The organism is Microbacterium oleivorans, assembly GCF_001691565.1.
GTDB lineage: Bacteria > Actinomycetota > Actinomycetes > Actinomycetales > Microbacteriaceae > Microbacterium > Microbacterium oleivorans_B.
In genome coordinates, this window is the sequence record NZ_MAYO01000003.1 from 966,996 (window position 1) to 992,761 (window position 25,766).

The window sequence follows — 25,766 nt, forward strand, 5'->3', positions numbered from 1 at the left end:
CTTGCGGAAGCCGACGGATCGGGCACGCCGGGTTCCATCATGGCAGGTCGGGTGCCGCAATCCGGTGGATGCATGCCACGGGGGGTTGCTCGGAAATGACAGGATGCAGATCATGGCCAGACGCACGGGTGAACAGACCAGAGCCCTCCTGTTGCGCGCCGGGATGCAGATGCTCCTCGAACGGGGGGTCAGCGCCGGCGTGCAGCACATCCGCCTGCAGGACGTCCTGCGGCGGACCGGCCTGACGACCGGGGCCGCCTACCGGCTGTGGGCCGACCAAGCCGATTACCACCGCGATCTCGCGGTCTCGATGGTGCGGATGCGCGTCGTGGGCCCCGCCGACGGCATGCGCGCCAGGGTCGACGAGATGATCGCGACCGGCGCGTCGGGCGAGGAGATCATCCGCGAGGCGGCGCTCGCGCACGTGAAGGCGGCGGAGCTCACCGCCGACGATCCCACCGAGGTGCTCGACGCGCAGTCCTTCCGCGTCGCCCTGGCGCTGCGGACGACCGCCGACACCTGGCCGGAGCTGACAGAGGCGAGCCTCGCACGGCACCGGGAGTCCATCGACGCGTTCGCGGAGCTCTACCAGTACGTCATCGACGCGTACGGCATGCGCATGCGGGACGGCCTGACGATCCAGGACTTCGCGGAGGCCATGGCGGCGATGGCGGAGGGGTTCGCCATCCAATCCCTCGAGCGGCTCCCCCACCCGATGCTCCACATGAGCGGAGCAGACGGCACGCCCTCCGGCGAATGGACCCTGCTCGGCCTCACGGTACGAGCGCTGGTGGATTCGTTCATGATCCCGCGCGATGACGCGGAGCCGGATGCCTGGGTGCGGCTCCCGCGCTACGCCTGAAAACACGAATGCCCCGGGCTCGGACCGATGGTCCGTGAGCCCGGGGCGACACTCCCCCCGAAGTGCTTTCGTGCGCGCTCCCCAGAAGCGCGTGACCATTCAAACAAGGCAAAGCGGCCCAGCACCAGAAAGATAAGTTGTTTTCTTCCGCGGATCGATTAATCCAGATGGATCGGCCTACCAGCACTCGGTCAGATGACGGATTCGCTCCAGTGGTACGGATTGCCGAATCGGTGGGCCGTGATCGAGATGGCCTGCTCCCGCAGGAACGGGAGCAGCTCGATCCGCCCCGCCTGTGTCACCTCGTCGGCGTAGACGGCCAGGTCGGGGTCGCCCTCGATCGCGGCCACGAGAGCGGTCCGGACCTCCTGCACCTGGGCGGGGGGTCCCACCAGTCGTACCCGATCGGCACGGGCGGGCGCCTCCTCCGCAGCCGGACCCGACATCCTCGCGTACCACTGCTCGTCGGATTCGACGAACACCGGAACGTCCAACGCCGTGAGCGCGGAGCGGACCGTGGCGGCCAGACCCGCCGGGGTGCTGACCGTGAACGACGACCCGGCCCGAACCGCCGCGATGATCGCGCGGACGAGCGCCTGCGGCGCGGCATCCGTCGTCGAACGGATCTCGACGGTCGCGGGCCGGTACCGGAACAGATTCCGCTCGACGCCCAGATGCGACACGTCCACGACCTTGCCGAAGGTGCGGTTCCAGGCGACGGCATCCGACAGCGCGGCACGGCGCAGCCATTCGAACGCCTCGTATCCGAGCGCGGGTTGCGCGGCCTCGATGACGTCGGTGATCGACGAGTCGAGACCCTTCAGGTGGAGCGTCGACGACGTCGCGGCACCCGCGGTGGGGCGCCACGAACCGAGCCCGATGAGGTGGTTCGGGCCACCGGCCTTGGCTCCCCCGCCGACGGATGAGCGTTTCCAGCCGCCGAACGGCTGACGCTGGACGATCGCGCCGGTCGTCCCGCGGTTGACGTAGAGATTGCCGGCCTCGACGCGGTCGAGCCAGATGGCCAGGTCGTCGGGGTTCTGCGTATAGAGCCCTGCGGTCAGTCCGTAGTCGACGGCGTTCTGCAGCTCGATCGCGTGCTCGAGCGAGCGGGCGTGCATGACACCGAGGACCGGACCGAAGAACTCCTCGAGGTGCACGCGCGAACCCGGCTTCACACCGGTGCGGATGCCGGGGGTCCACAGCCGACCGGGGTAGCGCTCGTCGACCAGCTCGCGCGGCTCCACGAGCCACGCCTCATCCTCGTCGAGCGTCGTGAGCGCCCATTCGAGCTTGCCGGACGGCGCCTCGACGAGCGGGCCGATCTCGGTCAGCGGGTCGTCCGGCGACCCCACGCGCAGGGAGGTCGCAGCATCCACCAGCTGTCGCGAGAAGCGCTGGGATCGCGCGACGGGTCCGACGAGGATCGCGAGCGACGCGGCCGAGCACTTCTGCCCCGCGTGCCCGAACGCCGAACGGACGAGATCGGATGCCGCGAGGTCGAGGTCCGCGGACGGCATCACGATCATCGCGTTCTTACCGCTCGTCTCGGCCTGAAGGGCGAGATCTGGTCGCCAGGAGCGGAAGAGCGCCGCGGTCTCGAACGACCCCGTGAGGATCACGCGGTCGACCGCCGGGTGCGTCATCAGCTGCCTGCCGAGACCGCCCTCGTCGAGATCGACCAGGGCGAGGACCTCGCGGCCGATCCCGGCCTCGTCGAGCGCCTCCCAGATCGCTTCGGCGACCACGGCGGCGCAGCGCCGGGCCTGCGGCGCGGGCTTGAACACCACACCGGAGCCGGCGGCGAGCGCGGCGAGGGCTCCCCCGGCGGGGATGGCGACGGGGAAGTTCCACGGCGGGGTGACGACCGTCACGCGCGACGGCACGAAGACCGCCCCGCTGACGCTGTCGAGCTCGCGGGCGGTGGACGCGTAGTAGCGGGCGAAGTCGACCGCCTCGCTGACCTCGACGTCCGCTTCGGCGAGGGTCTTGCCGGTCTCGGATGCCGCCACCTCGATGAGCTCGCCGCGGCGAGCCTCGAGTGCGCGCGCCGCACGCAGCAGCACTCCGGCACGATCACCCGCGGGCATCGAGCCCCATGCGTCGGCGGTCGACGCGACCCGGCCGACGACGGCCTCGAGCTCGGCCTCGGTGCCGATGCGAGCGGCGGCGATCGCGGCATCCCCCGCCGTCGAGGTGGCGACGCGGCTCAGGATCGATCGCGCCCACGCGCGGTTGGCGGGGAGGGCGGGGTCGGTGTCGGCCGTATTGCGGAAGCCGGGCGCACCCTGCGAGACGACGGTCTCGCGCGAGGAGAAGACGGCGGTCTCGACGAACGCATCCCCGCCGAACAGCGACGGGCGGCCGGGAAGCTCGGCCGGGCGCGTCTCGTCGGGGTCCGCTGCGGCGGCGCCACCCCCCGCGATACCGAGCACGACCTGCGTGAGACCCGCCTCGTCGAGATCGGCCGCCGGAGCGGCATCCGTCGTCGTCGCCGGCTCGCCCTCGTCGGGCGTTGCAGTGCGGTCCTGATGGCGGCGGGGGCCCGTGATGAGCATCCGGTCCGCCGCGCGTGTCACCGAGGCTGTGAACCGGTCGCGTTCGCGGACGAACATGGCACGGTCGAACGCCAGGTCGAACGCGGCCGAGAGGAAGTTCTCGCTGGACGCATTCTCTTCGAGGCGGCGCACGAGGTAGCTGATCGCGACGTCGAACTCGTCGGGGCGGACGACGGGCACGTACAGCAGGACGTGCCCGATCTCGCGCGCGACGGCCTGCACCTGACCCTGGGCCATGCCGAGGAGCATCTCGACCTCGACGTCGCGCTGCACGCCGCGTTCGCCCGCGAGCAGCCACGCGTACGCGATGTGGAACAGGTTGTGGCCGGCGACCCCGATGCGCACCGCCTCGGTGTTCTCGGGGCGAAGGGCCTCGTCGAGGCAGCGGACGTAGTTCGCGTCGGTGTCGAGCTTCGTCTCGTAGGGCGCGCTCGGCCAGTCGTGCATCACGGCGTCGACGTGCTCCATCGCGAGGTTCGCACCCTTGACGAGACGGATCTTGATGCGCGCACCTCCGGCCGCGACGCGCTCGCGCGCCCATGCGGTGAGGCTCTGGAGTGCGGGGAGGGCGTCGGGCAGGTACGCCTGCAGCACGATGCCCGCCTCGAGATCGCGCAGGCGCGGATCGTCGAGCACCCGCATGAACACGGCCATCGTGAGGTCGAGGTCGCGGTACTCCTCCATGTCGAGGTTGAGGAAGGTCCCGTCCTCGGCCGCCGACAGGTACAGGGGACGCAGCCGCTCGACGACGCGTTCGACGATCTCGTCGAACGCCCACATCGAGAGGTGGCTGGCGATCGCGGAGACCTTCACCGAGACGTAGTCGACGTCGTCGCGGCGCACGAGCTCGTGGATGCCCTCGAGACGGCGGAGGGCCTCGGACTCGCCGAGCACCGCTTCGCCGAGGAGGTTGAGGTTGAGGCGCGCGCCCGACTCGCGAAGCGTCTGCAGCGCCGGCCCGAGCTTGTCGGGCCGCGCGTCGACGATGAGGTGGCCGACCATCTCGCGCAGGACGCGGCGGGCGATGGGGACGACCGGCGACGGCAGCATCGGGGCGACGGCACCGCCGGCGTGGACCGCGGCGCGCAGGTACCAGGGCAGGAAGGAGGGCACGAGCGGCGCGACGCGCTGAAGATTGGATGCTGCCGCGGTGAGCGACTCCGGCCGCATGACGCCGTCGACGAAGCCGAGGGTGAACGGTAGGCCGTTCGGGTCCTTCAACACCCCCGCGAGGCGCTCGGCGGCGGGGTCGACAGCGACCTCGGCGGATTCGGCGACCCAGCGCTCTGCGAGGGCGATGGCCCGCTCGGCGAGGTCGGCGGTGGGCGCTTGTGGCGCGACAGACGTGTCCGACATGAGGCTCAGCCTAGGCGCGCCTCGGGCGGGCGCGGCGGGACACGCGAGGGCTGGACGCTAGGGCCAGATGCTCGGCGCGTCCGCGCGGGTCGACGGCAGAGCGGATGCCGCGGCCCAGTCCTGGATCCACTGCGGGATCGGGGGCAGGGTGTCGGGCCGGTGGAGGGCGTCGAAGAGCTCCTCCAGTGGCACGATCCCGCCCGTGCGGCGGAGGAACCTGACACGCAGGACCATCTCGGCGTAGACCTCGCCCCTCACGACCGCGCGATGCATCTGGTAAACGGCTTTGTCGTCGTGTCCGATGATGCGGCTCTCGACGGTGAATCGCTGCCACAACTGGAGCGACTTCCGGAAGGTGACCGTCTCGCTGGCGACCACGCCGTACCAGCCGCGCTCATTCATCGTCTGCCAGATGCCGGTGCGGGTCAGGAGGTCGAAGCGGCCGAGGTCGAACAGCGACGCGTACCGGCCGTTGTTCATGTGGCCGAGCAGGTCGATGTCGGTCGGCAGGGTCCGGAGCCGGATGCGACCGACGGCGTCCGGCGGGATCGGTCCGCGACGTCGGTACGTCACGCGGGCGCGCATCAGGGTCAACAGGGTCCGCCACCATACGTTCACGAGCGGCGAGCCTAGCCATGTACACGCGCACAGTGCGGCATCCGTTGTCGCTTGTCGACAGGCGCCGCGCGGCATATCGGGCCCGGTCGCTGTCGATTTCACGATCCGACGGGCCGTGCGTAGAGTCTGGCCATGGAGCCCGAACTGCAGACCGACACCGTCGTCCGTCCCGTTCGCGACGTGGATGCCGAGGCCCTCGGCCGAGTGCACGCGACGTGCTGGCACGAGACCTACGACCACCTCATCAGCAAGGCCGCCCTCGAGAACGTGTCGGCCCGCCGGCTCGCGGAACTCTGGACCCACTGGGCCCAGCAGGGACCCGACTTCAGCATGGTCGCCGCCCTCGTGGACGGCGAGATCGTGGGCTTCGCCGGATCCGGGCCCGCCCGTGACCGCGACGCGCCGCGCAACCGCGAGCTGTACTTCATCTACCTGCTCGACGCGTGGCACGGCACCGGCATCGGCCAGCGGCTGTTCGATGCCGTGGTCCCCGAGCGTGACAGGGAGCTGTACCTGTGGGTCGCCGAGGACAACCCCCGCGCCCACCGGTTCTACACGCGCAACGGGTTCACCCTCGACGGGGCGAGCCACACCGAACCCTTCCTCGGCGAGACGCTGACGGAAGTCCGCTTCGTGCGCTGACGCACGAGCGCGAGACTCGACGGCGCGGCATCCCGTTTCGGATGCCGCGCCGTCGGCCTTTGGTGCCGGATGCCACGGTGGGGCCACGGATGCACGACGGGTGGGACGGATGCCGCCTGTGCAGTCTTCGGAGGCGACACCCGCACCGCCGGTCGTGCATATGTCACCCGACGGGTGCGCCGACTGGCGTCAGCGGCTCTTGACCTCGCCGAACAGGCGCGCGATCGGGGCGACGACGAGCGGACGCATCGAGACATAGGCCGCGACGGTGACGGCGATCGACAGGGCGAAGAGCCAGAACCCGGTCCAGTTGTCGGCGTATGCCTCCGGGTCGACCGACCCGGTCGCCGCGTACATGTGGCCGAGGTTCCGGAGCGCTCCGGTCGACAGCACGAGAGCGACGTGGACGACGATGAACAGGACGAAGTAGAGCATCGTCGGGAAGTGGACCTTGCGCGCCCACTCGACGGGGTAGAGCCGGTTCAGCATCGTCGCCTGCTTCGGCCACATCGCGCTCATGCGGTAGCCGGTGATCGCCGCGAGAGGGGCCGCGATGAAGATCGTGGCGAAGTAGGCGAGCTGCTGGAGCGCGTTGTAGTTCACCCAGCCGTTCTCGGTCGGCCAGTCCAGGGAGACGTACTGCAGCGCGGCCGATAGCGCGTTCGGGAATACCTCCCACGAGGTCGGGATCACCCGCATCCACTGACCGGTCACGAACAGCAGCACGACGAAGATCAGCCCGTTCGCGAGCCACAGGATGTCGAGGGCCTGGTGCAGCCAGAGCGTCAGACTCATGCGCCGCTTGCGATCCTTCTTCGAGATCCAGAAGGCGGAGGGCCGCTTCTCAGACCGCACCTGTAGACCGGTGCGGATGATCAGCACGATGAAGAACGCGTTGAGGAAGTGCGACCAGTTCAGCCACGCGGGGAACCCGACGGGCGCCCCCTCGGGCAGGTGATACTCGCCCGGGTAGGTCGTGAGGAAGTCCTGGAGAGGCTCGAGGCTGAGGATCCAGCGGACGGCGAGGACGGCCATCGCCGCGACGTAGAGGACCGCCGCTCCGCCGAGGACGACCACACCGGCCCACTGGGCCTTCGAGAACGGACCGATGCGCGCGGGATCGGGCTTCGGCGCCGGGCGGCGGGCGACGCCCGCGTGCGCGAGCGGGCGCTCGGCGAGCGGAGGTCGCGGGGCGGCGGGGTCCGGGGTCGCGGGTGCGGGGGTGGCGGGCGCTGGCGCCGGCTCCGAGGAAGCCGAGACTGCATGCGCGCGCCCAGACTGCGGCGCGAGGTCGCTGTCTGGACCGCCAGGTGCAGTCTCGCGGAGTCGGGGCGTGGCGCGCGGGGCGGGCGTGGTCTCGGCGGGGGGCCACGGGTCCCCGCCCGCGGCGCGAGGCAGGCCTCGGCGGACCGCGCCGGTGCCTGTGCCTTCCGCCGAGGTCACGGCGGTGGAGGGCACGGAAGCCGATGCCGCGGGGGCGGTTGCCGCGGGCTCAGCCGCCTCGACGAGGACCCGGTCCGTGCCGGGGCCATCGGCCTCGCGCGGCGCGTTTTCGACGGCAGGGGCCGCGGGGGTCGCGGCATCCGGCGCAGTCGACGCTGCGGGCGGCCAGGGATCGCCACCCGGCGTGCGCGGGAGTCCCCGGCGCGTCACAGCACCTCGAGCCGACTCGTTCTGCATCGATGCGGTGCCGGTGGCCGCACTTTCGGTCGGGTCGGCGGCGGGTGGTGCGGCAGACGCGGGCGGGTCGACGGGCGCTGGGCTGACCGGCGCCGGGGTCTCCCCCTCGGGCGGCCAGGGGTCGCCGCCGCGGGCGCGCGGAAGTCCGCGGCGCACCGAACGCGCGTAAGTCGCCATCCGCTCCTACTTCTTTCCCGCCTCGAGCGCCGCGATCAGCTGCGGCACGACGGTGAACACGTCCCCGACGACACCGAAATCGGCGATGTCGAAGATCGGTGCCTCTCCATCTTTGTTCACCGCGACGATGGTTTTCGCCGTTTGCATCCCCGCCTTGTGCTGGATCGCGCCCGAGATGCCGAGAGCGACATACAGCTGCGGCGAGACAGAGACGCCCGTCTGGCCGACCTGGTACGAATAGGGCACGTACCCGGCGTCCACTGCGGCTCGTGACGCCCCGACGGCTGCACCGAGCACGTCGGCGAGCTGCTCGACGAGGGTGAATTGGTCCTTCGACCCGAGCCCGCGTCCGCCCGAGACGACCTTCGCCGCGCCCCGGAGCTCGGGGCGGCTGGAGACGGCGACCGCCTCGTCGAAGCCGGTGATGGTGGCGGCAGGGGCACCGGATGCCTCGACCTGCAACGCGACCACGGTCGGAGCGTCGACGGCCGCGGCGCGCGCGTCGACGGCACCTTGGCGCAGCGTCACGACGAGCGGACCGAAAGTCGCGCCGGCGGTGACGTTGTACGCGCCGCCGTAGACGGAGTGCTGGGCGAGCACGCCGTCGTCGTCACGCGAGACGCCGACGGCATCGACGCACAGCGCAGCCGAGGTGCGGGCGGCGAATCTGCCCGCGGCATCCCGACCCTCGATCGAGTTGGAGAAGAGCACGGCGTCGGGCCGCACGAGGGTGGATGCCGCGGCCACCGCGTCGACGACCGGCACCGTGAGCGCGGTGTCGGCACCGCCGAGGCCTGCGGTCAGGACGGCCGAGGCGCCGAGGGCTCCGGCCGCGGCGGCGAGGTCGGCGTGCCGGGACTCGTCGGCGACGACGAGGACGACGGGCGTACCTACCGAGGCGGCGGCTCCGAGCAACCCGGGAGCGGAGGCGGCGAGCTCCCCGGCAGGGGTCACGTCGAGCCAGACGAGGACGGCGTCAGGGGCGAAGTCGGTCACGATGTTCTCCTCGGTCTCTCACGCCAGCCGGTTCTCGAGGAGGAACGCCGCGAGCTTCTCGCCGGCGTCCCCCTCGTCGACGATCTTCGTTCCCGCCTGACGCGGCGGCTTCTGCGCGACCGCGGTCATGATCGACTGCGGGGCGGATGCCGCGTCGACATCGACGTCGAGGTCGGCGAGCGACAGCACCTCGAACGGCTTCTTCTTCGCCGCCATGATGCCCTTGAAGTTCGCGAAGCGGGCGTCCGGAAGCGCCTCGGTGATCGAGATGACAGCCGGGAGCGGCGCGGTGACCGACGCGGTGCCGAAGTCCGTCGCACGAGTGCCGCTGACGGCATCCGTCGCGATCTCCACGGCGGAGAGAGCAGTCGCCTGCGGCACGCCGAGGTGCTCGGCGAGCATCGCGGGGAGCACGCCGCCGGCTCCGTCGGTGGACAGGTTGCCGGTGATCACGAGGTCGAAGCCGGTCCGACGGAGCGCCGCGGCGAGGACGCGGGCCGTGACGCCGAGGTCGGCGCCGCGCAACGCATCGTCGGTGATCTGGACGGCGGAGTGGGCTCCCATCGCGAGCCCCCTGCGGAGGGAGGCGGTCGCGGCATCCGACGCCATCGTCATGACGACGACCTCGGTGCCTTCGTTCGCCTCGGAGTACGTCAGGGCGACTTCGAGAGCGCGCTCACCGATCTCATCGAGGACGCGCTCGGACGCGTCACGCGCGGCGAGCCCGGTCTCGAGGTCGAGCGTGCGATCACCCCAGGTGTCCGGCACTTCTTTCAGCAGGACGACGATCTTCATTGACTCCTCCTCGGCATCGCCTCAGAGTCTACGGTCGGACGCGAGGGTGCCGGTGTCCGGGACAGGAGCCGGGGGCGCGAGTGACGTCGAACGCCCGCGGCCGGCCCCCGCCTACCCGCGCCGCGTAGCCGCGACCGCCTCGATCTCCACGAGCTGATCCGGGTAGCCGAGCGCGGCCACACCCATCAGCGTGCTCGGCACGTCGTGGTCGCCGAAGGCCGCCTGCACGACGTCCCAGGCTGCGACGAGATCCCGCCGATCAGACGAGGCGACCAGCACCCTCGTCGAGGCGACGTCGGCGAGCGCAGCACCCGCGGCATCCAGGGCCACCAGCATCGTCTCGACGCACCGCCGTGCCTGCCCTGCGACATCGCCGACCGCGACCGTCGACCCGTCGTCGGCCAGGGGGCAGGCTCCGGCGAGGAAGATCAGCTCAGCCCCCGCCTCGACACGCGACGCGTAGGCGTACGGCGCCGCGGCGAGCCCGTCGGACCGCACCAGACGCACGGCACTCATCGGTGACGGAACTCCGGCGGACGCTTCTCGCGGAAGGCGGCCATGCCCTCCTTCTGATCCGCGGTGTCGAACAGCCCGGCGAACGCGTGCCGCTCGAAGCGCAGGCCCTCGGCCAGCGTCGATTCCACCGCGACGTCGAGCGCCGCCGTCGCCGCGTACAGCGCCGGCAACGGCTTCGACGCGATCGCCTCCGCCGTGCGCTGCGCATCGTCCAGAAGCTCCGCCGCCGGCACGACGCGCGAGACGAGCCCCGCCCGCTCCGCCTCCTCTGCCGTCAGCTGGCGGCCGGTCAGCACCAGCTCGGCAGCCTTGAACGACCCGATCGCTCTCACCAGTCGCTGCGTCCCGCCGAGGCCCGGAATCACCCCGAGACCGATCTCGGGCTGCCCGAACCGCGCCGAGTCCGCCGCGAGGATGACGTCGCACATCATCGCCAGTTCGCACCCGCCGCCCAGCGCGTACCCCGCCACCGCAGCGATCGTCGGCGTCCGCACCGCAGCGAACCGGGACCATTCGCCGAAGTGGTTCGCGAGCAGCATCTCACTGCCGCTGAGGGCCTCCATCTCCTTGATGTCCGCCCCCGCCGCGAACGCCCGCTCACTGCCCGTCACGACGATCGCGCCGATCCCGGCGTCGGCGTCGAAGGCCTCCGCGGCATCCACGACATCGTGCATGACCTGGGCGTTCAAGGCGTTCAGCGCCTCGGGTCGGTTGAGGGTGATCCACCCGACGCGCCCGCGCGTCTCGGTGAGGATGGTCGCGTAATCCGTCATGTCCACATGCTCGCAGACGGATGCCGCGGTCAGGCGTCCCAGCGTCGCAGGAGCGCTGCGAGCGCCTGTCCCCCGCCGATGCACATCGTGACGATCGCGAACTCGCCGCCGGTCCGCTGCAGCGTCAGCGCCGCGCGGACCGCGAGGATCGTGCCGGTGGCGCCGACCGGATGGCCGAGCGCGATCGCCCCGCCATAGGGGTTCGTCCGCTCCGGGTCGAGTCCTGTGTCGCGCATGACGGCGATCACCTGCGACGCGAACGCCTCGTTGAGTTCGATCGTCGACACGTCGGCGGGGGTCAGCCCCGTCTGCGCGAAGAGCTTGCGCAGCGCGAGCGTCGGCGCGTACCCCATGATGGCGGGATCCAGGGCCGCCGTCGTGACCGCCTCGATCGTCGCGAGCGCAGGCAGCCCCTCGGCCCGCACGTCGGACTCCCGCATCAGCACTGTCGCCGCGGCACCGTCGTTGATTCCCGAGGCGTTCCCCGCCGTGACCGTGCCGTCGGGGGTGAAGGCCGGCCGCAGCCGGCCGAGCGCCTCGAGCGTCGTGTCGGGGCGCGGATGCTCGTCGAGGGACACCTCGACGGGTCGGCGATCGGTGGTCGTCGTTACGGCGATCTCCTCCGCGAACGCCGCGCGGGCGGCATCCGTCGACGCACGGCGCTGCGACTCGAGGGCGTAGGCGTCCTGATCGGCGCGCGTCACTCCGAACCGCTCCGCGACGGTCTCGGCGGTCGTCCCCATGTGCCGCCCGCTGAACGGGTCGGTCAGCATCGCGAGCGTGCCGTCGAGCAGCCGGCGGTGCCCGAGCGTCGCGCCGGAGCGGGCGTCCATGTCGTAGAACGGCATGCGCGTCATGTTCTCGGCGCCGCCGGCCACGGCCACGTCGATGCCTCCCCACCGGAGCTCCTGCGCGGCCGACCAGATCGACTGCAGCCCCGATCCGCACAGCCGGTTGACCGTGAAAGCGGGGGTGTCGTCCGCGAGACCTGCCGCGAGCGCGATGCGCCGGGCGATGTAGGCGTCGCTCGCGACCTGGCCGATCGTCCCGATGACGACCTCGCCGACGCGCGCGGCGTCGACGGTCGACCGCTCGAGCGCGGCCGACACCGCCTGCGCACCGAGCTCGTGCGCGGGCGTGCCGCGGAACGCACCGTCGAACCTTCCGACGGGAGTGCGCGCACCGGCGACGATGGCGATGCGCTCGGCGGAGGTCATCCCGCGGCTTCCTCGGGCCGTTCGAGGGCCTCGACCTCGGCGGCATCCGGAACGTAGCCCTCGATGTGACGTTCGCCCTCGCCGCCGTAGGCCGACAGGGGGCGGATGAGGGCGTTGGATGCCTGCTGTTCCATGATGTGCGCCGTCCACCCGGTGATGCGGGCGGCGATGAACAGCGGCGTGAACGTCAGCGTGTCGAAGCCCATCAGGCTGTACGCCGGGCCCGACGGATAGTCGAGATTCGGGTAGATGCCCTTGCGTGAGACGAACTCGGACTCGAGCGTCTCGTACAGCTCCGCGACGTCGGGCCGGTCGTAGTGCGCGACGAGCGTATCGAGGGCTGCCTTCATGGTCGGCACGCGCGAGTCGCCGCGCTTGTACACCCGGTGCCCGAAGCCCATGATCTTGCGCTTCGCGGCGAGGGCGTCGTCGAGCCACGGGATGACGGCGTCGGCCGAGCCGATCTCGTCGAAGATGTGCATGACGGCCTCGTTGGCGCCGCCGTGGAGCGGTCCCTTCAGCGCGCCGATCGCGCCGACGACCGACGAGTAGAGGTCGCTCAGGGTCGACGCGATGACCCGCGCGGTGAACGTGGACGCGTTGAACGAGTGCTCGGCGTAGAGGACCATCGAGCGGTTGAACGCGTCGACGACGGCCTCGTCGGGCTCCTCGCCGAAGGTCATCCAGAGGAAGTTCGCGGCGTAGCCGAGGTCCTCACGCGGCTCGACGATCTCCTGTCCGCGACGGCGCCGCTGACCGTACGCGACGACAGCGGGCAGGATCGCGAAGAGACGGATGCTGCGGTCCAGGTTCTCGGCCGGTGTGCCCGCGGCATCCAACACATTCGCGATGCCCGCGGTCTCGAACGCGCCGAGGACGCTCACGACGGTGCGCGCCTCGTCCATCGGGTGCGCCGAGGTCGGCATCGCGTCGATGAAGGAGCGGATGTCGGCGGGCAACGCGCGGTTCGCTCGCTCGACCGCCTGCAGCTCGGCGAGCTGATCGGCCGTCGGCAGTTCACCGTGCCACAGCAGGTAGGCGACGGCCTCGAACGGCTGCGTCGCCGCGAGCTCCTGCACGGGGTACCCGCGGTAGAGCAGCGAGTTCGTCTCAGGGTTGACCTTGCTGATCGAGGTCGTGTCGGCGTAGACGCCGGCGAGGCCCTTCTTGATGTCGGGGTCGCTCATGTTCGCTCCTGTTCGTCGACCGTCAGCGGTCGATGCGGAAGGTGAAGACGTTCGTGTCGAAGTGGTTGTACGACTCGTAGTCGATGAGGTCGTACAGGTCGGCGCGGTGCTGCATCTCGCCGAGGCGGGACGTGAGGTGCCCCTCGTCGATCAGCGTATCGAGCGCACGCTCGGCCGCGCCCATCGCGATCCGCAGGAGCGACACGGGCCAGATGACGATGTTCACCCCGACGTCGCGCAGCTGGTCGACGGTGAACAGGTCGCTCTTGCCGAACTCGGTCATGTTCGCGAGGATCGGCACGTCCACGGCCGCGCGCACCGCGGCGAACTCCTCGAGGGTGCGCATGGCCTCGGGGAAGATCGCATCGGCCCCGGCGTCGACCAGCTTGCGCGCGCGGTCGGTCGCGGCATCCAGTCCGTCGACGGCCCGGATGTCGGTGCGCGCCATCACGAGGAAGTTCGGGTCGCGACGGGCGTCGACGGCGGCGCGGATGCGCCCCAGCGCCGTACCCTCGTCGACGACCTCCTTGCCGTCGAGGTGGCCGCAGCGCTTCGGGTTCACCTGGTCCTCGATGTGCGCACCGGCGATGCCGGCGTCTTCGAGGGTCTGGATCGTCCGCGCCACGTTCATCGGCTCGCCGAAGCCCGTGTCGGCGTCGATGATCGCGGGCAGTTCCGTCGTGCGGGCGATCTGCTGGCCGCGGGCGGCGACCTCGGTGAGCGTCGTCAGTCCGATGTCGGGGAGCCCGAGATCGGCGGAGAGCACGGCGCCTGAGATGTAGACCCCCTCGAACCCCTTCCGCTCGATGAGCCGGGCCGACAGCGGGTTGAACGCGCCCGGGAACCGCAGCAGCTCCCCCGTCGCGAGCCGCTCGCGGAACAGGCGGCGCTTCTCGTGCGCCGGGGTCTGCGCGTACAGCATCAGCGAGCCTCCCTTGGGCCGGCGGGGCGTTTCGTATTCAGTCCCGACGTATCGCCCCCGTCGATACGTGCCCCCGAGTTGCGCGGTTCGAGGCCTCCTGCCGGCCGGACGCGTGAGCGCAGGGACTGAATACCGAACGCCCGACCCATCAGACCGGTCATCAGAACAGTCCCGTCGGGGAGGGAACGGCCTCGAGCACACCGGCGGCCGCGACGATGTCGAGCTGGCGCACCTCGTCGGCCGTCAGTTCGGGCAGCCGCTCCGCCAGCGCGAGGAAGCGGTCGATCTCGGCGGGCTCGAGCACGGGCTCGGCGAGCAGGCGGAACTTGCGGACGTAGTCCGCGCGGGTGAACGGCCGAGCACCGAGGGGGTGGGCGTCGGCGACGGAGATCTCGTCGATGACGGTCGAGCCGTCGGCCAGCGTGATCTCCACGCGACCGCCGAATGCCTTCTCGTCGGGGTCCTCGGAGTGGTAGCGGCGGGTCCACTCGGCATCCTCCGCGGTCGTCACCTTCTGCCACAGCTCGACGGTGTCGGACCGGCCGGCGCGCTCGGGCGCGTACGAGTCGACGTGGTGCCAGCCGCCGTCCTGCAGCGCCACCGTGAAGATGTACGGGATCGAGTGGTCGAGCGTCTCGCGGGAGGCCGTCGGGTCGTACTTCTGCGGGTCGCCGGCGCCCGAGCCGATCACGTAATGCGTGTGATGACTCGTGTGCAGCACGACCGACGCGATGTTCGCGGGGTCGCGGAGCTCCGGCCGCTCGGTGCCGAGCTTGCGCGCGAGGTCGATCCACGCCTGCGCCTGGTACTCGGCCGAGTGCTCCTTCGTGTACGTGTCGAGGATGCCGCGCTTCGGCTCGCCTGCTGCGGGGAGCGGCACCTCGTAGGCGGCGTCCTTGCCGTCGAGGAGCCAGGCGATCACGCCGTCCTCGCCCTCGTAGATGGGTGACGGGGAGGTCTCGCCGCGCATCGCCCGGTCGACCGCCTCGACGGCCATCTTCCCGGCGAAAGCGGGGGCATGCGCCTTCCACGTGGAGATCTCGCCCTTACGCGACTGCCGCGTCGCGGTGGTGGTGTGGAGCGCCTGGCCGACGGCCTGGTAGATCGTGTCGACGTCGAGTCCGAGGAGAGTGCCGATGCCGGCCGCCGCGGACGGGCCGAGGTGGGCGACGTGGTCGATCTTGTGCTTGTGCAGGCTGATCGCGCGGACGAGGTCGACCTGGATCTCGTACCCCGTGGCGAGTCCGCGGACGAGCGAGGCTCCGTCGGCGCCGACGTGCTGCGCGACGGCGAGGATCGCGGGGATGTTGTCGCCCGGGTGCGAGTACTCCGCCGCGAGGAACGTGTCGTGGTAGTCGAGTTCGCGCACCGCGACCCCGTTCGCCCACGCCGCCCACTCGGGGCTCGTGCGCGTCTCGTTCGACACGCCGAACACCGTCCCGCCGTAGCCGTTCGCCGACACCGGGTGCGAGAGCGCCTGCGATCGCGCCGCGCTGACGGGACGACGGGTGAGGGATGCCGCTGCCACCGCCGCGTTGTCGATGATGCGGTTGACGATCATGTCGACGACGTCGTCCTCCACGGCGACCGGGTCGACGGCGACCTGGGCGATCTTGTAGGCGAGCTGCTCCTCGCGCGGCAGGGGCTCGTCGCTGCGGTAGACGCGGACGTGGTGGGTGACGGTCATGTCGTTTCCTCCGGGGTGTCGGACAGGGAGTCGAGGATCGAGGTCAGCGCGTTGTGCAGGTGCACGTGCGTCGCGTGCGCAGCGAGGTCCACATCGCCGGCGGCGATCGCGCGCGCGATGAGGCGGTGCTCGGAGACGGATGCCGCGAGCCGCTCGGGCTTGTCGCGGGCCAGGCGCCGCACGCGCACGAGGTGGGTGCGGACGCTGCGGAGCGCGGACGTCAGATAGTCGTTGTCGACGGCGGCGTCGAGTTCGGCATCGAAGCGGGCGATGAGCGCGTAGTACGCGTCGGCGTCGGCGTCGGATGCCGGTCCGCCGGCCGTCTGCGTCGCCGCGAAGTCGGCTGCCAGCGCCTCGAAAACGGCGCGATCGTCCGCCTGGGCCGCGAGCCGAGCGGCGGTCTCCTCGAGCGCGCGGCGTACGGCGAACAGGGCCCGGATGTCTGAGGGCTCGATCCCGGTGACGACGGTCACCCGCGGGGAGGCCTGCTCGACGAGTCCGTCGGCGGCGAGACGCCGAAGCGCTTCCCGGAGCGGCGTCCGGCTCACGCCCAGCCGGGTGGCCTGCTCGACCTCGCCCAGCACGGTGCCGGGGCGCAACGTCCCGTCCTGGATCTCGCCCAGGAGCGTCTCGTACGCGCGCACGCCGGCGTACCGCGCGGGTGCATCGGTCATGACATCAGTGTATGCACAGCAGGGCCCACGGCGGGCGATCGGGGCCGGATTGCTGTTCTATGTATACACAGGCGTCGCACCGACGTCCCACGAGGCGACCGCGGTCACGACGGCCTCGAGGCTGCGATCCGCGGCATCCGGGTCGACCCTCGCGACGGCGAGCGCCGCGATGACGAGGGACGCGCAGACCTCCGACAGCGCCGCACGCGACCCCGCCGAGAGCTCGGGGCGCGCCGAGTCGACGCCCGCGGCGATCGCGGCGCGGAGCTCGTCGGTGTAGGCCGTGACGAGCGCGCGTACGTCGGGGTCGTCGTCGACGACGGGCGCGCACGCGGCATTGAGCAGCAGGCATCCTGCCTGCGCACGCGGGGTGCCGCTCGCGATCGCGGCCCGCATCTCGGCGATGTACAGCTCGAGGGCCTCGGCACCGGCATCCGGCCGCTGCAGACGCCCGATGCGGGAGCGCACGACCTCGTCCAGGTACCGCGCCACGACAGCCTGGAAGAGTCCCTTCTTGCTGCCGAACGCGTGGTAGATGCTCGAGCGCTTGAGGCCGGTCGCCTGCTCGAGCTCGCCGATGCCGGTCTCGGCGTAGCCGCGCGCCCAGAAGACGTCGCGCGCGGCGCGGATGACGTCGTCGCGGTCGAATGCGCTGGTGCGGCCCATGGTGGATCCTCTCGGTCACTCGTAGTATATTGTACCGATCGTTACACAATGACGCTTGGAGGAAACATGCGCGCAGTCACCCACCCCGTTTTCGGCGAACCGGCCGACGTCCTCGAGACCACCGAGACTTCCGACCCGACGCCCGGCGCCGGTGAGGTCCGCGTCCGCCTCCTCGCCTCCCCCATCCACAACCACGACCTCTGGACAGTCCGCGGCACCTACGGCTTCAAGCCGGAACTGCCCGCCCGCGCCGGCACCGAGGCCGTCGGAGTCATCGAGGAGCTCGGCGAGGGCGTCGAGAACCTGCAGGTCGGTCAGCGCGTCGCCACCGGCGGCACCTTCGGCGTGTGGGCGGAGCAGTTCGTCGCCCGCGCCGCAGGCCTCATCCCCGTCCCCGAAGGCCTTCCCGATGAGCAGGCCGCGCAGCTGGTCTCCATGCCCTTCAGCGCCATCAGCCTCATCGACTTCCTCGACCTGAAGCCGGGCGACTGGATCGTCCAGAACGCCGCGAACGGCGCCGTCGGCCGCATGGTCGCCCAGATGGGTCGCGCTCGCGGCCTGAACGTCGTCGGCCTCGTGCGCCGCAGCGCCGCCGTCGCCGAGCTCGCCGAGCAGGGCATCGACCGCATCGTCGCCGTCGACACCGACGACTGGCGCGACAAGGTCGCCGAGATCACCGGTGGTGCCTCGATCATCGCCGGCGTCGACTCCGTCGGCGGCGAATCGAGCGGGCACGTCCTCTCGCTCCTCGGCGAGAACGCCACGCTCGTCGTCTTCGGCGCGATGGATGCCCCGGTCATGGAGCTCGCCTCGGGCCCGGTCATCTTCCGCCACATCACGATCAAGGGATTCTGGGGCAGCAAGGTGAGCACTGAGATGGATGCCGCCAAGCGCGGCCAGCTGTTCGGGGAGCTCGCCCAGCACCTCTCGTCGGGCGTCCTCACCCTGCCGGTGTCGGCGACCTTCCCGCTCGAGCAGGCGCGCGACGCCGCCCGCGCGAGCCTGACGGCCGGCCGCGTCGGCAAGGTCCTGCTCCGCCCGTAAGGGACGGACATCGGCGGAGGGGTGGTGGCGCTCAGCGCTGCCACCCCTCCGTCATGTCGAGCGGTAGCCACCTGCTGGCCAAGAACTGGATGATGACACCACCGGCGGGCGCGGACGAGGCCACGTCAGCGAGTTCGGGGTGCTCGTGAGCGAGATCCCGCAGCACTGCTGTGCGGACGCGCACCGTCTGCGCCGCCCGATCCGGGCCGAGCGCAGCCTCGGCCTCGCGTTGCGCCCGAGCAGCACGCTCGGCCACAACCGGTGCAGCGTCCGCGTATGCCGTCTGAAGTGCCGTGTCGATGTCGCGGGTGCCCTCCGGGTCGCGTCGCCTAACGATCACAATCCACGCGAGAACGACGAGAGCGATCACTGCGCCGCCCGCCACAAGAGCCGCCCACCCCTCGACGGCACGCGCGAGCATCAGCCCCGCCGCGAGTCCTGTCGCGGCGACGGTCGGAACCTGCGCACGCACGAACGCCGCATTGAGCGGACGGCGCCCCGCGACGACCACCATCACGAGGCTCAACACCGCGACGGCCAGCCCCAGCAGTCCGCAGAGAGGCGCCGTCACTTGAGGATCGATCCTAAGTCCTGTCGCGGACACCGCAGCGAGCGCCGCGGCCAGCAGCGCGAGGAACGACGGCCAGAGCAACCACCCTCGGCGCGGGTTGAGTGCGCCGTGCCGCTCACGGAGGAGCCGTGCTGCTTCTTCTCGCGCTGCCTCTCCCGCCTCGAAGCCCGATTTCCACGTGCGATCAGCGAGTTCTTCCCCCGCCACAGCAACGAGGACCGCCCGCTCCACCATGGCAGGGTTCAGGTGGCCGCGGACGACACGACTCGACGCCGCGCGGGCTTGCGCGATCAGCTCGGCATCAGACATCGGCATCCTCCACCTGAACATCCACGGCGGAGAGAACCCGCTCGGTGTGCACGTGCGCAGCGGCGGCGGTCGGAGGGTTCAGCGGCGGGAGGACCGCAACGAGAAGACGTCCGCGGCAGCCCAGCACATACGCGGTTGCCACAGCCTCGGCGACGGCAGCGCCGCGCGCATCCGCGGCGCCGAGGAGGGCCGTGAAGCGCCACCCGCCGATGTGTCCTACCTCGATCTCGAGCGCCTCGAGCGCCCACTCGCTCTGGAGCAGCGGGCCCGCCACGCGCTCCGCCTGCGCCCTGTCAGCCGGGGGCGGCACATCGTCGAACGCGTAGATCGACAGCGACGCGAGGACGGCGTGACCGGACGCTGCGAGGAGGAGCACGATGCTCGGCCCGCTCCCGGCACGCTCCCGGAGCGCCAGCGTCGCGGCCGATGACGCGGCGGACCGCCCCTCGGGCGGGGCGGCGTCGACGAACGAGTCGAACCATGCGGCAATCTGCGGCTCGGGGGTGCGGTCGATGTCGGGGACGATCGACCACAGCGACGGATCAGGATGGACGAAGACCTCAGGCATTCTTCGGCCATCTCACGCTGGCGACGATCGCATCGCAAAGAGCAACCATCACAGCGACCGCCGGCTCGGGCACAGCGGCACCCTCGGCCTGACGGAGGATCGTAGAGCGAAACACGAGCGCTTGCGAGGGCCGTCCGGGCACGCGGAGGAGGTACCCGTGACCCGACACGTCGACCGAGCCACCCTCGATCACGGCCTGCTGATCGAGCGGCCACCGGAGGATCGCTGCGCCGTCGTCGAGGGGTTCGGCCCCGAATCGCTTCACGAGGTCGACTCCGAGATCGGCTGCGGTCGCCCCACGCGGCGCTGGGAGCCAGGACGCAACGAGCGCGACCGGGAGGACGTCGTCCGGCCCGGTGATCGTCGGCGTGAAGATGCGAATGATGTCGGCGCGGTCCGCTTCGGTCTTCGCGACGTCGAGCATGCGCATCAGCGTCGTCCGAGCTGCGGTTCGTGCCTCGAACGACAGCGCCCCGATGCGGTGCTCGGCCCGCTCGCGGGCCTCAGCGAACGTGCCGTCCGATGCCTCCCACCCATCCGGGAGGAGTAGAGCGAAGCCCGGCATGGACTCGGTCCCGCCGATCAACTCGGCACGTAACGACATAGCTCGCCTCTCGGTCGAATCGACGACTCACCCTACCGAGAAGGCAACAGGTCGGTGACGTTCTTGAGGGAGTCGAGCACATCGAGGTACGCATCCACCGATCCGCCGATCGCCTCGGCCGCGTTCGCGGGGTTACCAGCGAGCGCCATCCACCCGGCACGGATACTGCCGGTTCGGCCGAAGTTCGAGACGAGGAACTCAGGCGTGCGAATGGTCCGCATAAGGTTGATCGAGTTCAGCCCATGCTGCCCGCTGAACAGGGCCGGCATCCGCTGCGCCAAGAACCCATCGAGTGCCGCACCGTACTGCACGAACTCGTCGCCGCCGAGACGGAGCGCCCCCGACAGTCGCGGGAATCGCGATCCCGCACTGGCGAACTGGGCGAGATCGCCGAGCTTCGCAAGTTTCCCGAACGGGATGATGCCGATCGCGGCGAACGCGACGCTGCCCCAATCGCCGCGCCCGGCCGCCATCTTGCCGAGTTCGCCCACGAGCGACAGAACACCCGCCACCACAGAGAGAAGACCTGCGAGGAGTGCGAGTGGACCTGTCACGAAGAATGCGACGACGAGGAGGATGACGCCCACGACGGTCAGCACGACGAGCATCGCTTCGATGAACGGCATGGCGTCGTCCCAGAAACCGTCCTTGACACCGTTCTCGTTGGAGCCCTCGAGACTGTCAGCGGCGGCGGAGTAGGCACTCTCGAACGTCTCGACGGGCGCGTCGTACCCGCTCCAGTACGCCTCCCAGTCGGCTACCGCGGAGTCGAAGCGGGCCTGCTCGGCGCCGCTGGACGGGCGGGATCCGGCAGGCTCATCCCCCTCGGGGGCATTCTCCGCGGCCTCGTCGAACTCGGTCACTTCCTGCTGCGCGCCGAGAAGTGCTTGCGACGCTGCCCGCACCTCGGGCCATTCGCGCTCCGCACCTGCCACGCGCCAGTCGGTCGACCCCTGCACGCTGCTCAGCGCTCCCGCGTAGGTTCGCAGGGCCTCGCCGCTGGGCCGATAGCGGTCGGCAGCGACAGCCAGGTCGCCGTGGACCTCCTTGGCCTGCTCCCGAATCGCCTCGAAGGAGGCCCCCCTGCCGACGGTGCCGTTCGCGAACAGCTCGAGCGTTCTCGCGGCACGGGACATCTTCTCGGCCAGATCTTCGATTTCGGAGGCGCGCGTCAGGATGGTGGACGGCGTCCCGTCGATCGTCTGTACACGGCGACCGCCGTCAGTCTCGGGCATGTTCTCCGAGCGGTACATGCTCGCGTTCTCGACCATTACTCCGTCGCCTCCAGACTTTGAGCGAGCTCGAGATCGAACTGCTGCCACGCCTCACGCGACTCGTCGAGGCGCTTCTTCATCTCCTCGAGATCTCGGCGCTGCGTTTCGCGTTTGTCGTCCCAGTCCGATTCGAACTTCTCGGCGGCATTCGCTAACCGACTGTCTCCCTGCGGTTCGCCGATCGCGGCGATGAGTCGATCCGTCCGGCCCCCAGCCGCATCGAATTCTGCGATGATCTCCGTCAACGCGTCGCTGAGCGTCTGCATGGACTCCAGCGGTATCTCTACGTCATCGGCCATTGCTGCTCCCTCCCGCGGCGATGTCAGCATAAGCGGACCGACGTTCGCGTGGTGATGGGTAGCTCTCCCCATCGCCACGGATACACTCGTCACGCGGGTACCGTGGAGCGGTGACCGAAACCTCCCGCTATGTCGTGGCCACCGACGGCGCCTGCAAGGGCAACCCCGGACCGACGGGCTGGGCCTGGGTCGGCGAGGACGGCCACTGGGCGGCCGGCTCGGTCATCCAGGGCACGAACAACGTCGGTGAGCTGCTCGGACTCCTGAAGGCGATCGAGGACCACCCGGATGTCCGCGAGCTCGTCGTGCAGGCCGACTCGAAGTACGCGATCGACACCTACTCGACCTGGATGGACGGTCACCGTCGCCGCGGGTGGAAGACCTCGACCGGCGCGCCGACGAAGAACGTCGACCTGCTCGAGCAGTTGATCGTGGCGCGCGACGCACGTCGGGCTGCGGGCCTTCCCGACGTCGTTCTCGAGCACGTGCGCGGTCACCGCGGTCACGTGCTGAACGAGTGGGCCGATGAGCGCGCCGTGCGCGGAGCCGAACACGCGGCATCCGGCAAAGAATCTGCGTGGTCGTCGCTCGGCGGTAAGCACGAGAAGCTCGACGTGACCGAGGCGCCCAAGAAGAAGCGCTGACTATCGAGTGCGGCTCTTCGCCATCGCTGCGGGCAGCCACCGGTCGGGATCGGCCTTCGAAGCGATGATCATCGCGCCGGCCGGTACGTCCAGTTCGAGATCCGACAGCTCGGGTCTCCGGTCGCCGAACTCATCGAGCAGGCGCGTGCGCACCGCTATCAGCACGGCGGCCTCGCGCTGATCGAGGGCTGCGTCGATCTCGCGCTGCGCTCCACGGGCGACCTCGTCGACCTGGTCGATCGCCCGCTGATAGGCGCGTTCGACGCTGAGGTCGATGTCTCGCGTCGCTTCACCGCCGCGCGCGCGGATGATCGCGACGATCGCTGCGAGCGCAGCAGCAACCGCCGCACAAACGGCCACGATCCCGCCTGAGCCTGACATCCCGCGCGAGAACGAGAGCACTGCGGCCACCACGAGCGCAGCGACGACGAAGTATTGCATCCTGACGATGAAGCGGTTCATCGGACGCAGTCGCGATCCGACCACCACGACGACCTGCGCGAGCACGGCAGCGCCGGCGAGTGCGATCGCCCATGGCGCGAGCGCCGCTGGGTCACCCCGGACACCGGATGCCACGCCTGCCGCGAACGCACTCGCGAGCACAGCGGCGAACATGACGAACCCGAGCCAGCCGCGCTCCGGATTGCGCGCACCGAAGGTTCGGGTGAGATGCCGCTTGGCGTCGGCGACTGCGGCCGGACCGGCCGCGCGGACCCTTTCGGCGACGTGGTCAGCCAGGTCCGCGTGTCCGGCGACGTGGAACACGTTCACCTCGACCATCCCCGCAGAGAACTGAGGCGCGCGCAACGCGTTCTCGACGCGCGGTCGAGCGGAGTCCGTCAGCGATGCGATCCGGGTCTCGTCGGGTTCAGTCATGGGAGTACACCCCGTCCAGCAGCTCCACCAGCCGGTCGAGGGCGGGCCGCTGCCCCGTCACGACGCGTTCGCGGGCCCGGGCCAGGGGCATCCACTCGGCGCGATCAACCTCGGGGAACGATGCCATCCGGCCCGATCGCGGCGGCCACTCCATCTCGAACTCGCCGAAGGCGAAGTCGGATGTCGCGAACGCCGCGCCATCGGCGACGAAGACCGTCACCCGCTTGCCCGACGAGTACGAGAACGTGCCCAGCTCGGCGTAGTCGACCTCGGGCGGGCAGACGCCGAGCTCCTCGCGGAACTCCCGCTTCGCGGCATCCAGGGCATCCTCGCCGTCCTCGACCTCGCCCTTCGGGATCGACCAGGCACCCTCCTCTTTGTTCGCCCAGTACGGCCCGCCCATGTGAGCGACGAACGCCGACACCCCGCCCCGACCGTCGAGACGGTAGAGCAGGATGCCGGCGCTGTGCGTGGCCACGGACGGGCGGCGCTCGTCAGATCAGACGCGACTTCGGCGAGACCGAGTACGTCTCCTCCGGGTCGGTGACCGCGACCGGCGCGAGGGCCTCGTTGATCGCGGCGTACGTGTCGTCGTCGAGCCCGATGCCCGAGGCCTTCACGGTGTCCTCGAGCTGCTCGGGACGCGACGCGCCGATGATCGCCGCGGCGATGTTCGGGTTGTGCAAGACCCACGCAAGGGCGAGCTGCGGCATCGTGATGCCCGCGCCCTCGGCGATCGGCTGCAGCTTCTGCACGGCGGTGAGGGTCTCGTCCTTCATGAAGCGCTTGATCATGTCGGATCCGCCCTTCTCGTCCGTGGCGCGCGAGCCCTCGGGCGCCGGCTGGCCGGGCTGGTACTTGCCCGTCAGAACGCCCTGCGCCAGCGGCGACCAGACGATCTGCGAGATGCCGAGTTCCTCGGAGGTCGGGACGACCTTGCCCTCGATGACCCGCCACAGCGCGGAGTACTGCGGCTGGTTCGAGATGAGCTGGAAGCCCAGCTCCTTCGACAGCGCGTGTCCGGCGCGCAGCTGCTCGGCGGTCCACTCGCTGACGCCGATGTAGAGCGCTTTGCCCTGACGGACGATGTCGGCGAACGCCTGCATCGTCTCTTCGAGCGGGGTCTCGTAGTCGTAGCGGTGCGCCTGGTAGAGGTCGACGTAGTCGGTGTTCAGCCGCTTGAGCGAACCATTGATGCCCTCGAGCAGGTGCTTGCGCGAGAGTCCGTGGTCGTTCGGCCCCTTGGGACCGGTCGGCCAGTAGACCTTCGTGAAGATCTCGAGGGATTCGCGGCGCTGACCCTTGAGCGCCTCGGCGAGGACGGACTCGGCCGCCGTGTTGGCATACGCGTCGGCGGTGTCGAACGAGCTGATGCCGAGGTCGAGGGCTTTGTGGACCGTCGCGATCGCCGCGTCGTTCTCGACCTGAGAGCCGTGGGTGAGCCAGTTGCCGTAGGTGAGTTCGGTGATCTTGAGGCCGCTGTTGCCCAGGAATCGATAGTTGACCATGCGTTCGACGCTACTCCCGCAGCCTGCCGGGTCCTCGGGGCCTTGACAGCGTTACGCCGCGGGCAGAATGTCGGCATGGCCGACGTTCCCGCGATGCCCGAGACCTTCTGGCTGCCGCCGCTGCCGCGCGAGCTCGACACATGGTTCTCGTTCGTGCGGAGCGTGTCCGACGACGTCGAGCTGCGGCACGACGGGCGCCCGCTCGACGGCCTCGGAGTCGTCGACGAGCCCTCCGCGCTCGCCGCGCAGGCCGGCTACCGATTCGTCCTCGAGAACGGCGAGTGGGCGGATGCCGCGGCCCGCGGCGCGTGGCGTCCGGAGTGGATCGTGCTGGACTCGATCGGAGCGGACCCGTTCATCGCCGACATCTCGGCGCCCGGCATCCCGGTTCTGGAGGACCGACACGGCGAAGGCAGGTGGAATCCGTCTCCTGCGACGCCGACGCTCGCGGACTTCATCGGGAGCCTCGAACGACGCCGAATCGACGACACCGGTGCGGACATCGCTCTCGACTGGGAGGTCTGGGCGCTCGATTTCGGGCCGGAGCCGTTGCGGGCGCTTCTGGCCATGTCGAGGGCGCCGCTCTTTCCGGACTGGACCCGAACCGACCTCCTGCGGTTGCGCGCATCGGTTCCCGTGATCCTGCAGAGCGGGCTCACGGAACGTCTGGCCGCGGGATGCGTCGCGTTCGGAACACGTCACGGAGCGCGGCTGGAGGCATGGCGTCACTCTCCGGAGTGACC

26 protein-coding genes are annotated in these 25,766 nt (G+C 70.3%); 5 read left to right on the top strand and 21 right to left on the bottom strand.

All coding sequences use genetic code 11. The features are described 5' to 3' along the window. Positions 1-112: 112 nt before the first annotated feature. Positions 113-862 (top strand): hypothetical protein, encoded by a 750-nt coding sequence (locus BBA86_RS07430; RefSeq protein ID WP_223247050.1) that lies wholly within the window; start codon positions 113-115, stop codon positions 860-862. A 191-nt stretch (positions 863-1,053) separates the two neighbouring features. On the opposite strand, the gene BBA86_RS07435 is transcribed toward BBA86_RS07430, so the two are convergent. Continuing rightward, positions 1,054-4,776, bottom strand: a complete 3,723-nt coding sequence (locus BBA86_RS07435) for a proline dehydrogenase family protein (RefSeq protein WP_065570974.1) — start codon at positions 4,774-4,776, stop codon at positions 1,054-1,056. Positions 4,777-4,833: 57 nt separating this feature from the next. Beyond that, the gene (locus tag BBA86_RS07440; protein WP_065570975.1) at positions 4,834-5,394 is read right to left on the bottom strand and encodes an acyl-CoA thioesterase; all 561 of its coding nucleotides are present in this window, start codon (positions 5,392-5,394) and stop codon (positions 4,834-4,836) included. Positions 5,395-5,526: 132 nt separating this feature from the next. Between BBA86_RS07440 and BBA86_RS07445 the strand changes: the two genes are divergently transcribed. Continuing rightward, a complete protein-coding gene (locus BBA86_RS07445; RefSeq protein ID WP_065570976.1) occupies positions 5,527-6,036 on the top strand; it encodes a GNAT family N-acetyltransferase in 510 nt (169 codons plus the stop codon). Between the two features lie 189 nt (positions 6,037-6,225). Here BBA86_RS07445 and BBA86_RS07450 read toward each other — a convergent pair whose 3' ends face one another. From BBA86_RS07450 to BBA86_RS07500, 11 genes are all read right to left on the bottom strand, one after another. After that, the gene (locus tag BBA86_RS07450) at positions 6,226-7,689 is read right to left on the bottom strand and encodes a cytochrome b/b6 domain-containing protein (protein ID WP_317614747.1); all 1,464 of its coding nucleotides are present in this window, start codon (positions 7,687-7,689) and stop codon (positions 6,226-6,228) included. A gap of 210 nt (positions 7,690-7,899) precedes the next feature. After that, entirely contained in the window at positions 7,900-8,889 is a 990-nt protein-coding gene (locus BBA86_RS07455) for an electron transfer flavoprotein subunit alpha/FixB family protein (protein WP_065570978.1), read from the bottom strand. A gap of 18 nt (positions 8,890-8,907) precedes the next feature. After that, complete coding sequence (locus BBA86_RS07460; RefSeq protein WP_065570979.1) at positions 8,908-9,684, bottom strand: electron transfer flavoprotein subunit beta/FixA family protein; 777 nt, start codon at positions 9,682-9,684, stop codon at positions 8,908-8,910. A gap of 111 nt (positions 9,685-9,795) precedes the next feature. Then, a complete protein-coding gene (locus BBA86_RS07465; protein ID WP_065570980.1) occupies positions 9,796-10,200 on the bottom strand; it encodes a RidA family protein in 405 nt (134 codons plus the stop codon). Beyond that, the gene (locus tag BBA86_RS07470; RefSeq protein ID WP_065570981.1) at positions 10,197-10,973 is read right to left on the bottom strand and encodes an enoyl-CoA hydratase-related protein; all 777 of its coding nucleotides are present in this window, start codon (positions 10,971-10,973) and stop codon (positions 10,197-10,199) included. Before BBA86_RS07470 ends, BBA86_RS07465 begins: the two co-directional genes overlap by 4 nt. Positions 10,974-11,002: 29 nt before the next feature. Beyond that, entirely contained in the window at positions 11,003-12,190 is a 1,188-nt protein-coding gene (locus BBA86_RS07475; protein ID WP_065570982.1) for a thiolase family protein, read from the bottom strand. Beyond that, positions 12,187-13,377 carry a bifunctional 2-methylcitrate synthase/citrate synthase gene (locus BBA86_RS07480; RefSeq protein WP_065570983.1) on the bottom strand — a complete coding sequence of 397 codons (1,191 nt, stop codon included), beginning with the start codon at positions 13,375-13,377 and terminating at the stop codon, positions 12,187-12,189. The genes BBA86_RS07475 and BBA86_RS07480 overlap by 4 nt, the downstream gene beginning before the upstream one ends. Positions 13,378-13,399: 22 nt before the next feature. Continuing rightward, on the bottom strand, positions 13,400-14,299 hold the full coding sequence (gene prpB / locus BBA86_RS07485) for a methylisocitrate lyase (RefSeq protein WP_065570984.1): 900 nt from the start codon (positions 14,297-14,299) through the stop codon (positions 13,400-13,402). A gap of 160 nt (positions 14,300-14,459) precedes the next feature. Continuing rightward, positions 14,460-15,986, bottom strand: a complete 1,527-nt coding sequence (locus BBA86_RS07490) for an MmgE/PrpD family protein (RefSeq protein ID WP_065570985.1) — start codon at positions 15,984-15,986, stop codon at positions 14,460-14,462. Further along, positions 15,983-16,660, bottom strand: a complete 678-nt coding sequence (locus tag BBA86_RS07495; RefSeq protein WP_065570986.1) for a GntR family transcriptional regulator — start codon at positions 16,658-16,660, stop codon at positions 15,983-15,985. Before BBA86_RS07495 ends, BBA86_RS07490 begins: the two co-directional genes overlap by 4 nt. Before the next feature lie 57 nt (positions 16,661-16,717). Continuing rightward, on the bottom strand, positions 16,718-17,326 hold the full coding sequence (locus BBA86_RS07500; protein ID WP_065570987.1) for a TetR/AcrR family transcriptional regulator: 609 nt from the start codon (positions 17,324-17,326) through the stop codon (positions 16,718-16,720). A 66-nt stretch (positions 17,327-17,392) separates the two neighbouring features. Here BBA86_RS07500 and BBA86_RS07505 point away from each other — a divergent pair, with 66 nt between their 5' ends. Next, positions 17,393-18,370: a zinc-binding dehydrogenase gene (locus BBA86_RS07505; RefSeq protein ID WP_065570988.1), complete on the top strand. Its 978-nt coding sequence runs from the start codon at positions 17,393-17,395 to the stop codon at positions 18,368-18,370. A 31-nt stretch (positions 18,371-18,401) separates the two neighbouring features. Here the strand turns inward: BBA86_RS07505 and BBA86_RS07510 are convergent, their stop codons facing one another. From BBA86_RS07510 to BBA86_RS07530, 5 genes are read right to left on the bottom strand one after another with little or no spacing between them, the layout of a single operon-like run. Further along, positions 18,402-19,250: a hypothetical protein gene (locus BBA86_RS07510; RefSeq protein WP_065570989.1), complete on the bottom strand. Its 849-nt coding sequence runs from the start codon at positions 19,248-19,250 to the stop codon at positions 18,402-18,404. Then, positions 19,243-19,818, bottom strand: a complete 576-nt coding sequence (locus BBA86_RS07515) for a hypothetical protein (protein ID WP_065570990.1) — start codon at positions 19,816-19,818, stop codon at positions 19,243-19,245. The genes BBA86_RS07510 and BBA86_RS07515 overlap by 8 nt, the downstream gene beginning before the upstream one ends. After that, positions 19,811-20,422 (bottom strand): hypothetical protein, encoded by a 612-nt coding sequence (locus BBA86_RS07520; RefSeq protein ID WP_065570991.1) that lies wholly within the window; start codon positions 20,420-20,422, stop codon positions 19,811-19,813. The genes BBA86_RS07515 and BBA86_RS07520 overlap by 8 nt, the downstream gene beginning before the upstream one ends. A 32-nt stretch (positions 20,423-20,454) precedes the next feature. Then, positions 20,455-21,693 carry a hypothetical protein gene (locus tag BBA86_RS07525; protein ID WP_065570992.1) on the bottom strand — a complete coding sequence of 413 codons (1,239 nt, stop codon included), beginning with the start codon at positions 21,691-21,693 and terminating at the stop codon, positions 20,455-20,457. Continuing rightward, positions 21,693-21,995, bottom strand: a complete 303-nt coding sequence (locus BBA86_RS07530) for a hypothetical protein (protein ID WP_141677849.1) — start codon at positions 21,993-21,995, stop codon at positions 21,693-21,695. Before BBA86_RS07530 ends, BBA86_RS07525 begins: the two co-directional genes overlap by 1 nt. A 110-nt stretch (positions 21,996-22,105) precedes the next feature. Here BBA86_RS07530 and BBA86_RS07535 point away from each other — a divergent pair, with 110 nt between their 5' ends. Then, positions 22,106-22,639, top strand: a complete 534-nt coding sequence (locus BBA86_RS07535; RefSeq protein ID WP_065570994.1) for a ribonuclease H — start codon at positions 22,106-22,108, stop codon at positions 22,637-22,639. On the opposite strand, the gene BBA86_RS07540 is transcribed toward BBA86_RS07535, so the two are convergent. Genes BBA86_RS07540 through BBA86_RS07550 form a run of 3 tightly spaced genes read right to left on the bottom strand, consistent with a single transcriptional unit; the run spans position 22,640 to position 25,023 of the window. After that, positions 22,640-23,515: a hypothetical protein gene (locus tag BBA86_RS07540; protein WP_065570995.1), complete on the bottom strand. Its 876-nt coding sequence runs from the start codon at positions 23,513-23,515 to the stop codon at positions 22,640-22,642. It lies immediately after the preceding gene. Next, positions 23,508-23,993 carry an NUDIX domain-containing protein gene (locus BBA86_RS07545; RefSeq protein ID WP_065570996.1) on the bottom strand — a complete coding sequence of 162 codons (486 nt, stop codon included), beginning with the start codon at positions 23,991-23,993 and terminating at the stop codon, positions 23,508-23,510. Before BBA86_RS07545 ends, BBA86_RS07540 begins: the two co-directional genes overlap by 8 nt. Positions 23,994-24,009: 16 nt before the next feature. After that, positions 24,010-25,023: an aldo/keto reductase family protein gene (locus BBA86_RS07550; RefSeq protein WP_065570997.1), complete on the bottom strand. Its 1,014-nt coding sequence runs from the start codon at positions 25,021-25,023 to the stop codon at positions 24,010-24,012. Between the two features lie 75 nt (positions 25,024-25,098). Here BBA86_RS07550 and BBA86_RS07555 point away from each other — a divergent pair, with 75 nt between their 5' ends. Then, complete coding sequence (locus BBA86_RS07555; protein WP_065570998.1) at positions 25,099-25,764, top strand: hypothetical protein; 666 nt, start codon at positions 25,099-25,101, stop codon at positions 25,762-25,764. Positions 25,765-25,766 lie beyond the last annotated feature (2 nt).

Coding starts and splice junctions, on each gene's coding strand:
- BBA86_RS07430 (WP_223247050.1), top strand. CDS start 113: ATGGCCAGACGCACGGGTGAACAGACCAGAGCCCTCCTGTTGCGCGCC.
- BBA86_RS07435 (WP_065570974.1), bottom strand. CDS start 4,776: ATGTCGGACACGTCTGTCGCGCCACAAGCGCCCACCGCCGACCTCGCC.
- BBA86_RS07445 (WP_065570976.1), top strand. CDS start 5,527: ATGGAGCCCGAACTGCAGACCGACACCGTCGTCCGTCCCGTTCGCGAC.
- BBA86_RS07460 (WP_065570979.1), bottom strand. CDS start 9,684: ATGAAGATCGTCGTCCTGCTGAAAGAAGTGCCGGACACCTGGGGTGAT.
- BBA86_RS07465 (WP_065570980.1), bottom strand. CDS start 10,200: ATGAGTGCCGTGCGTCTGGTGCGGTCCGACGGGCTCGCCGCGGCGCCG.
- BBA86_RS07470 (WP_065570981.1), bottom strand. CDS start 10,973: ATGACGGATTACGCGACCATCCTCACCGAGACGCGCGGGCGCGTCGGG.
- BBA86_RS07475 (WP_065570982.1), bottom strand. CDS start 12,190: ATGACCTCCGCCGAGCGCATCGCCATCGTCGCCGGTGCGCGCACTCCC.
- BBA86_RS07480 (WP_065570983.1), bottom strand. CDS start 13,377: ATGAGCGACCCCGACATCAAGAAGGGCCTCGCCGGCGTCTACGCCGAC.
- prpB (WP_065570984.1), bottom strand. CDS start 14,299: ATGCTGTACGCGCAGACCCCGGCGCACGAGAAGCGCCGCCTGTTCCGC.
- BBA86_RS07490 (WP_065570985.1), bottom strand. CDS start 15,986: ATGACCGTCACCCACCACGTCCGCGTCTACCGCAGCGACGAGCCCCTG.
- BBA86_RS07495 (WP_065570986.1), bottom strand. CDS start 16,660: ATGACCGATGCACCCGCGCGGTACGCCGGCGTGCGCGCGTACGAGACG.
- BBA86_RS07500 (WP_065570987.1), bottom strand. CDS start 17,326: ATGGGCCGCACCAGCGCATTCGACCGCGACGACGTCATCCGCGCCGCG.
- BBA86_RS07505 (WP_065570988.1), top strand. CDS start 17,393: ATGCGCGCAGTCACCCACCCCGTTTTCGGCGAACCGGCCGACGTCCTC.
- BBA86_RS07510 (WP_065570989.1), bottom strand. CDS start 19,250: ATGTCTGATGCCGAGCTGATCGCGCAAGCCCGCGCGGCGTCGAGTCGT.
- BBA86_RS07515 (WP_065570990.1), bottom strand. CDS start 19,818: ATGCCTGAGGTCTTCGTCCATCCTGATCCGTCGCTGTGGTCGATCGTC.
- BBA86_RS07520 (WP_065570991.1), bottom strand. CDS start 20,422: ATGTCGTTACGTGCCGAGTTGATCGGCGGGACCGAGTCCATGCCGGGC.
- BBA86_RS07525 (WP_065570992.1), bottom strand. CDS start 21,693: ATGGTCGAGAACGCGAGCATGTACCGCTCGGAGAACATGCCCGAGACT.
- BBA86_RS07530 (WP_141677849.1), bottom strand. CDS start 21,995: ATGGCCGATGACGTAGAGATACCGCTGGAGTCCATGCAGACGCTCAGC.
- BBA86_RS07540 (WP_065570995.1), bottom strand. CDS start 23,515: ATGACTGAACCCGACGAGACCCGGATCGCATCGCTGACGGACTCCGCT.
- BBA86_RS07550 (WP_065570997.1), bottom strand. CDS start 25,023: ATGGTCAACTATCGATTCCTGGGCAACAGCGGCCTCAAGATCACCGAA.
- BBA86_RS07555 (WP_065570998.1), top strand. CDS start 25,099: ATGGCCGACGTTCCCGCGATGCCCGAGACCTTCTGGCTGCCGCCGCTG.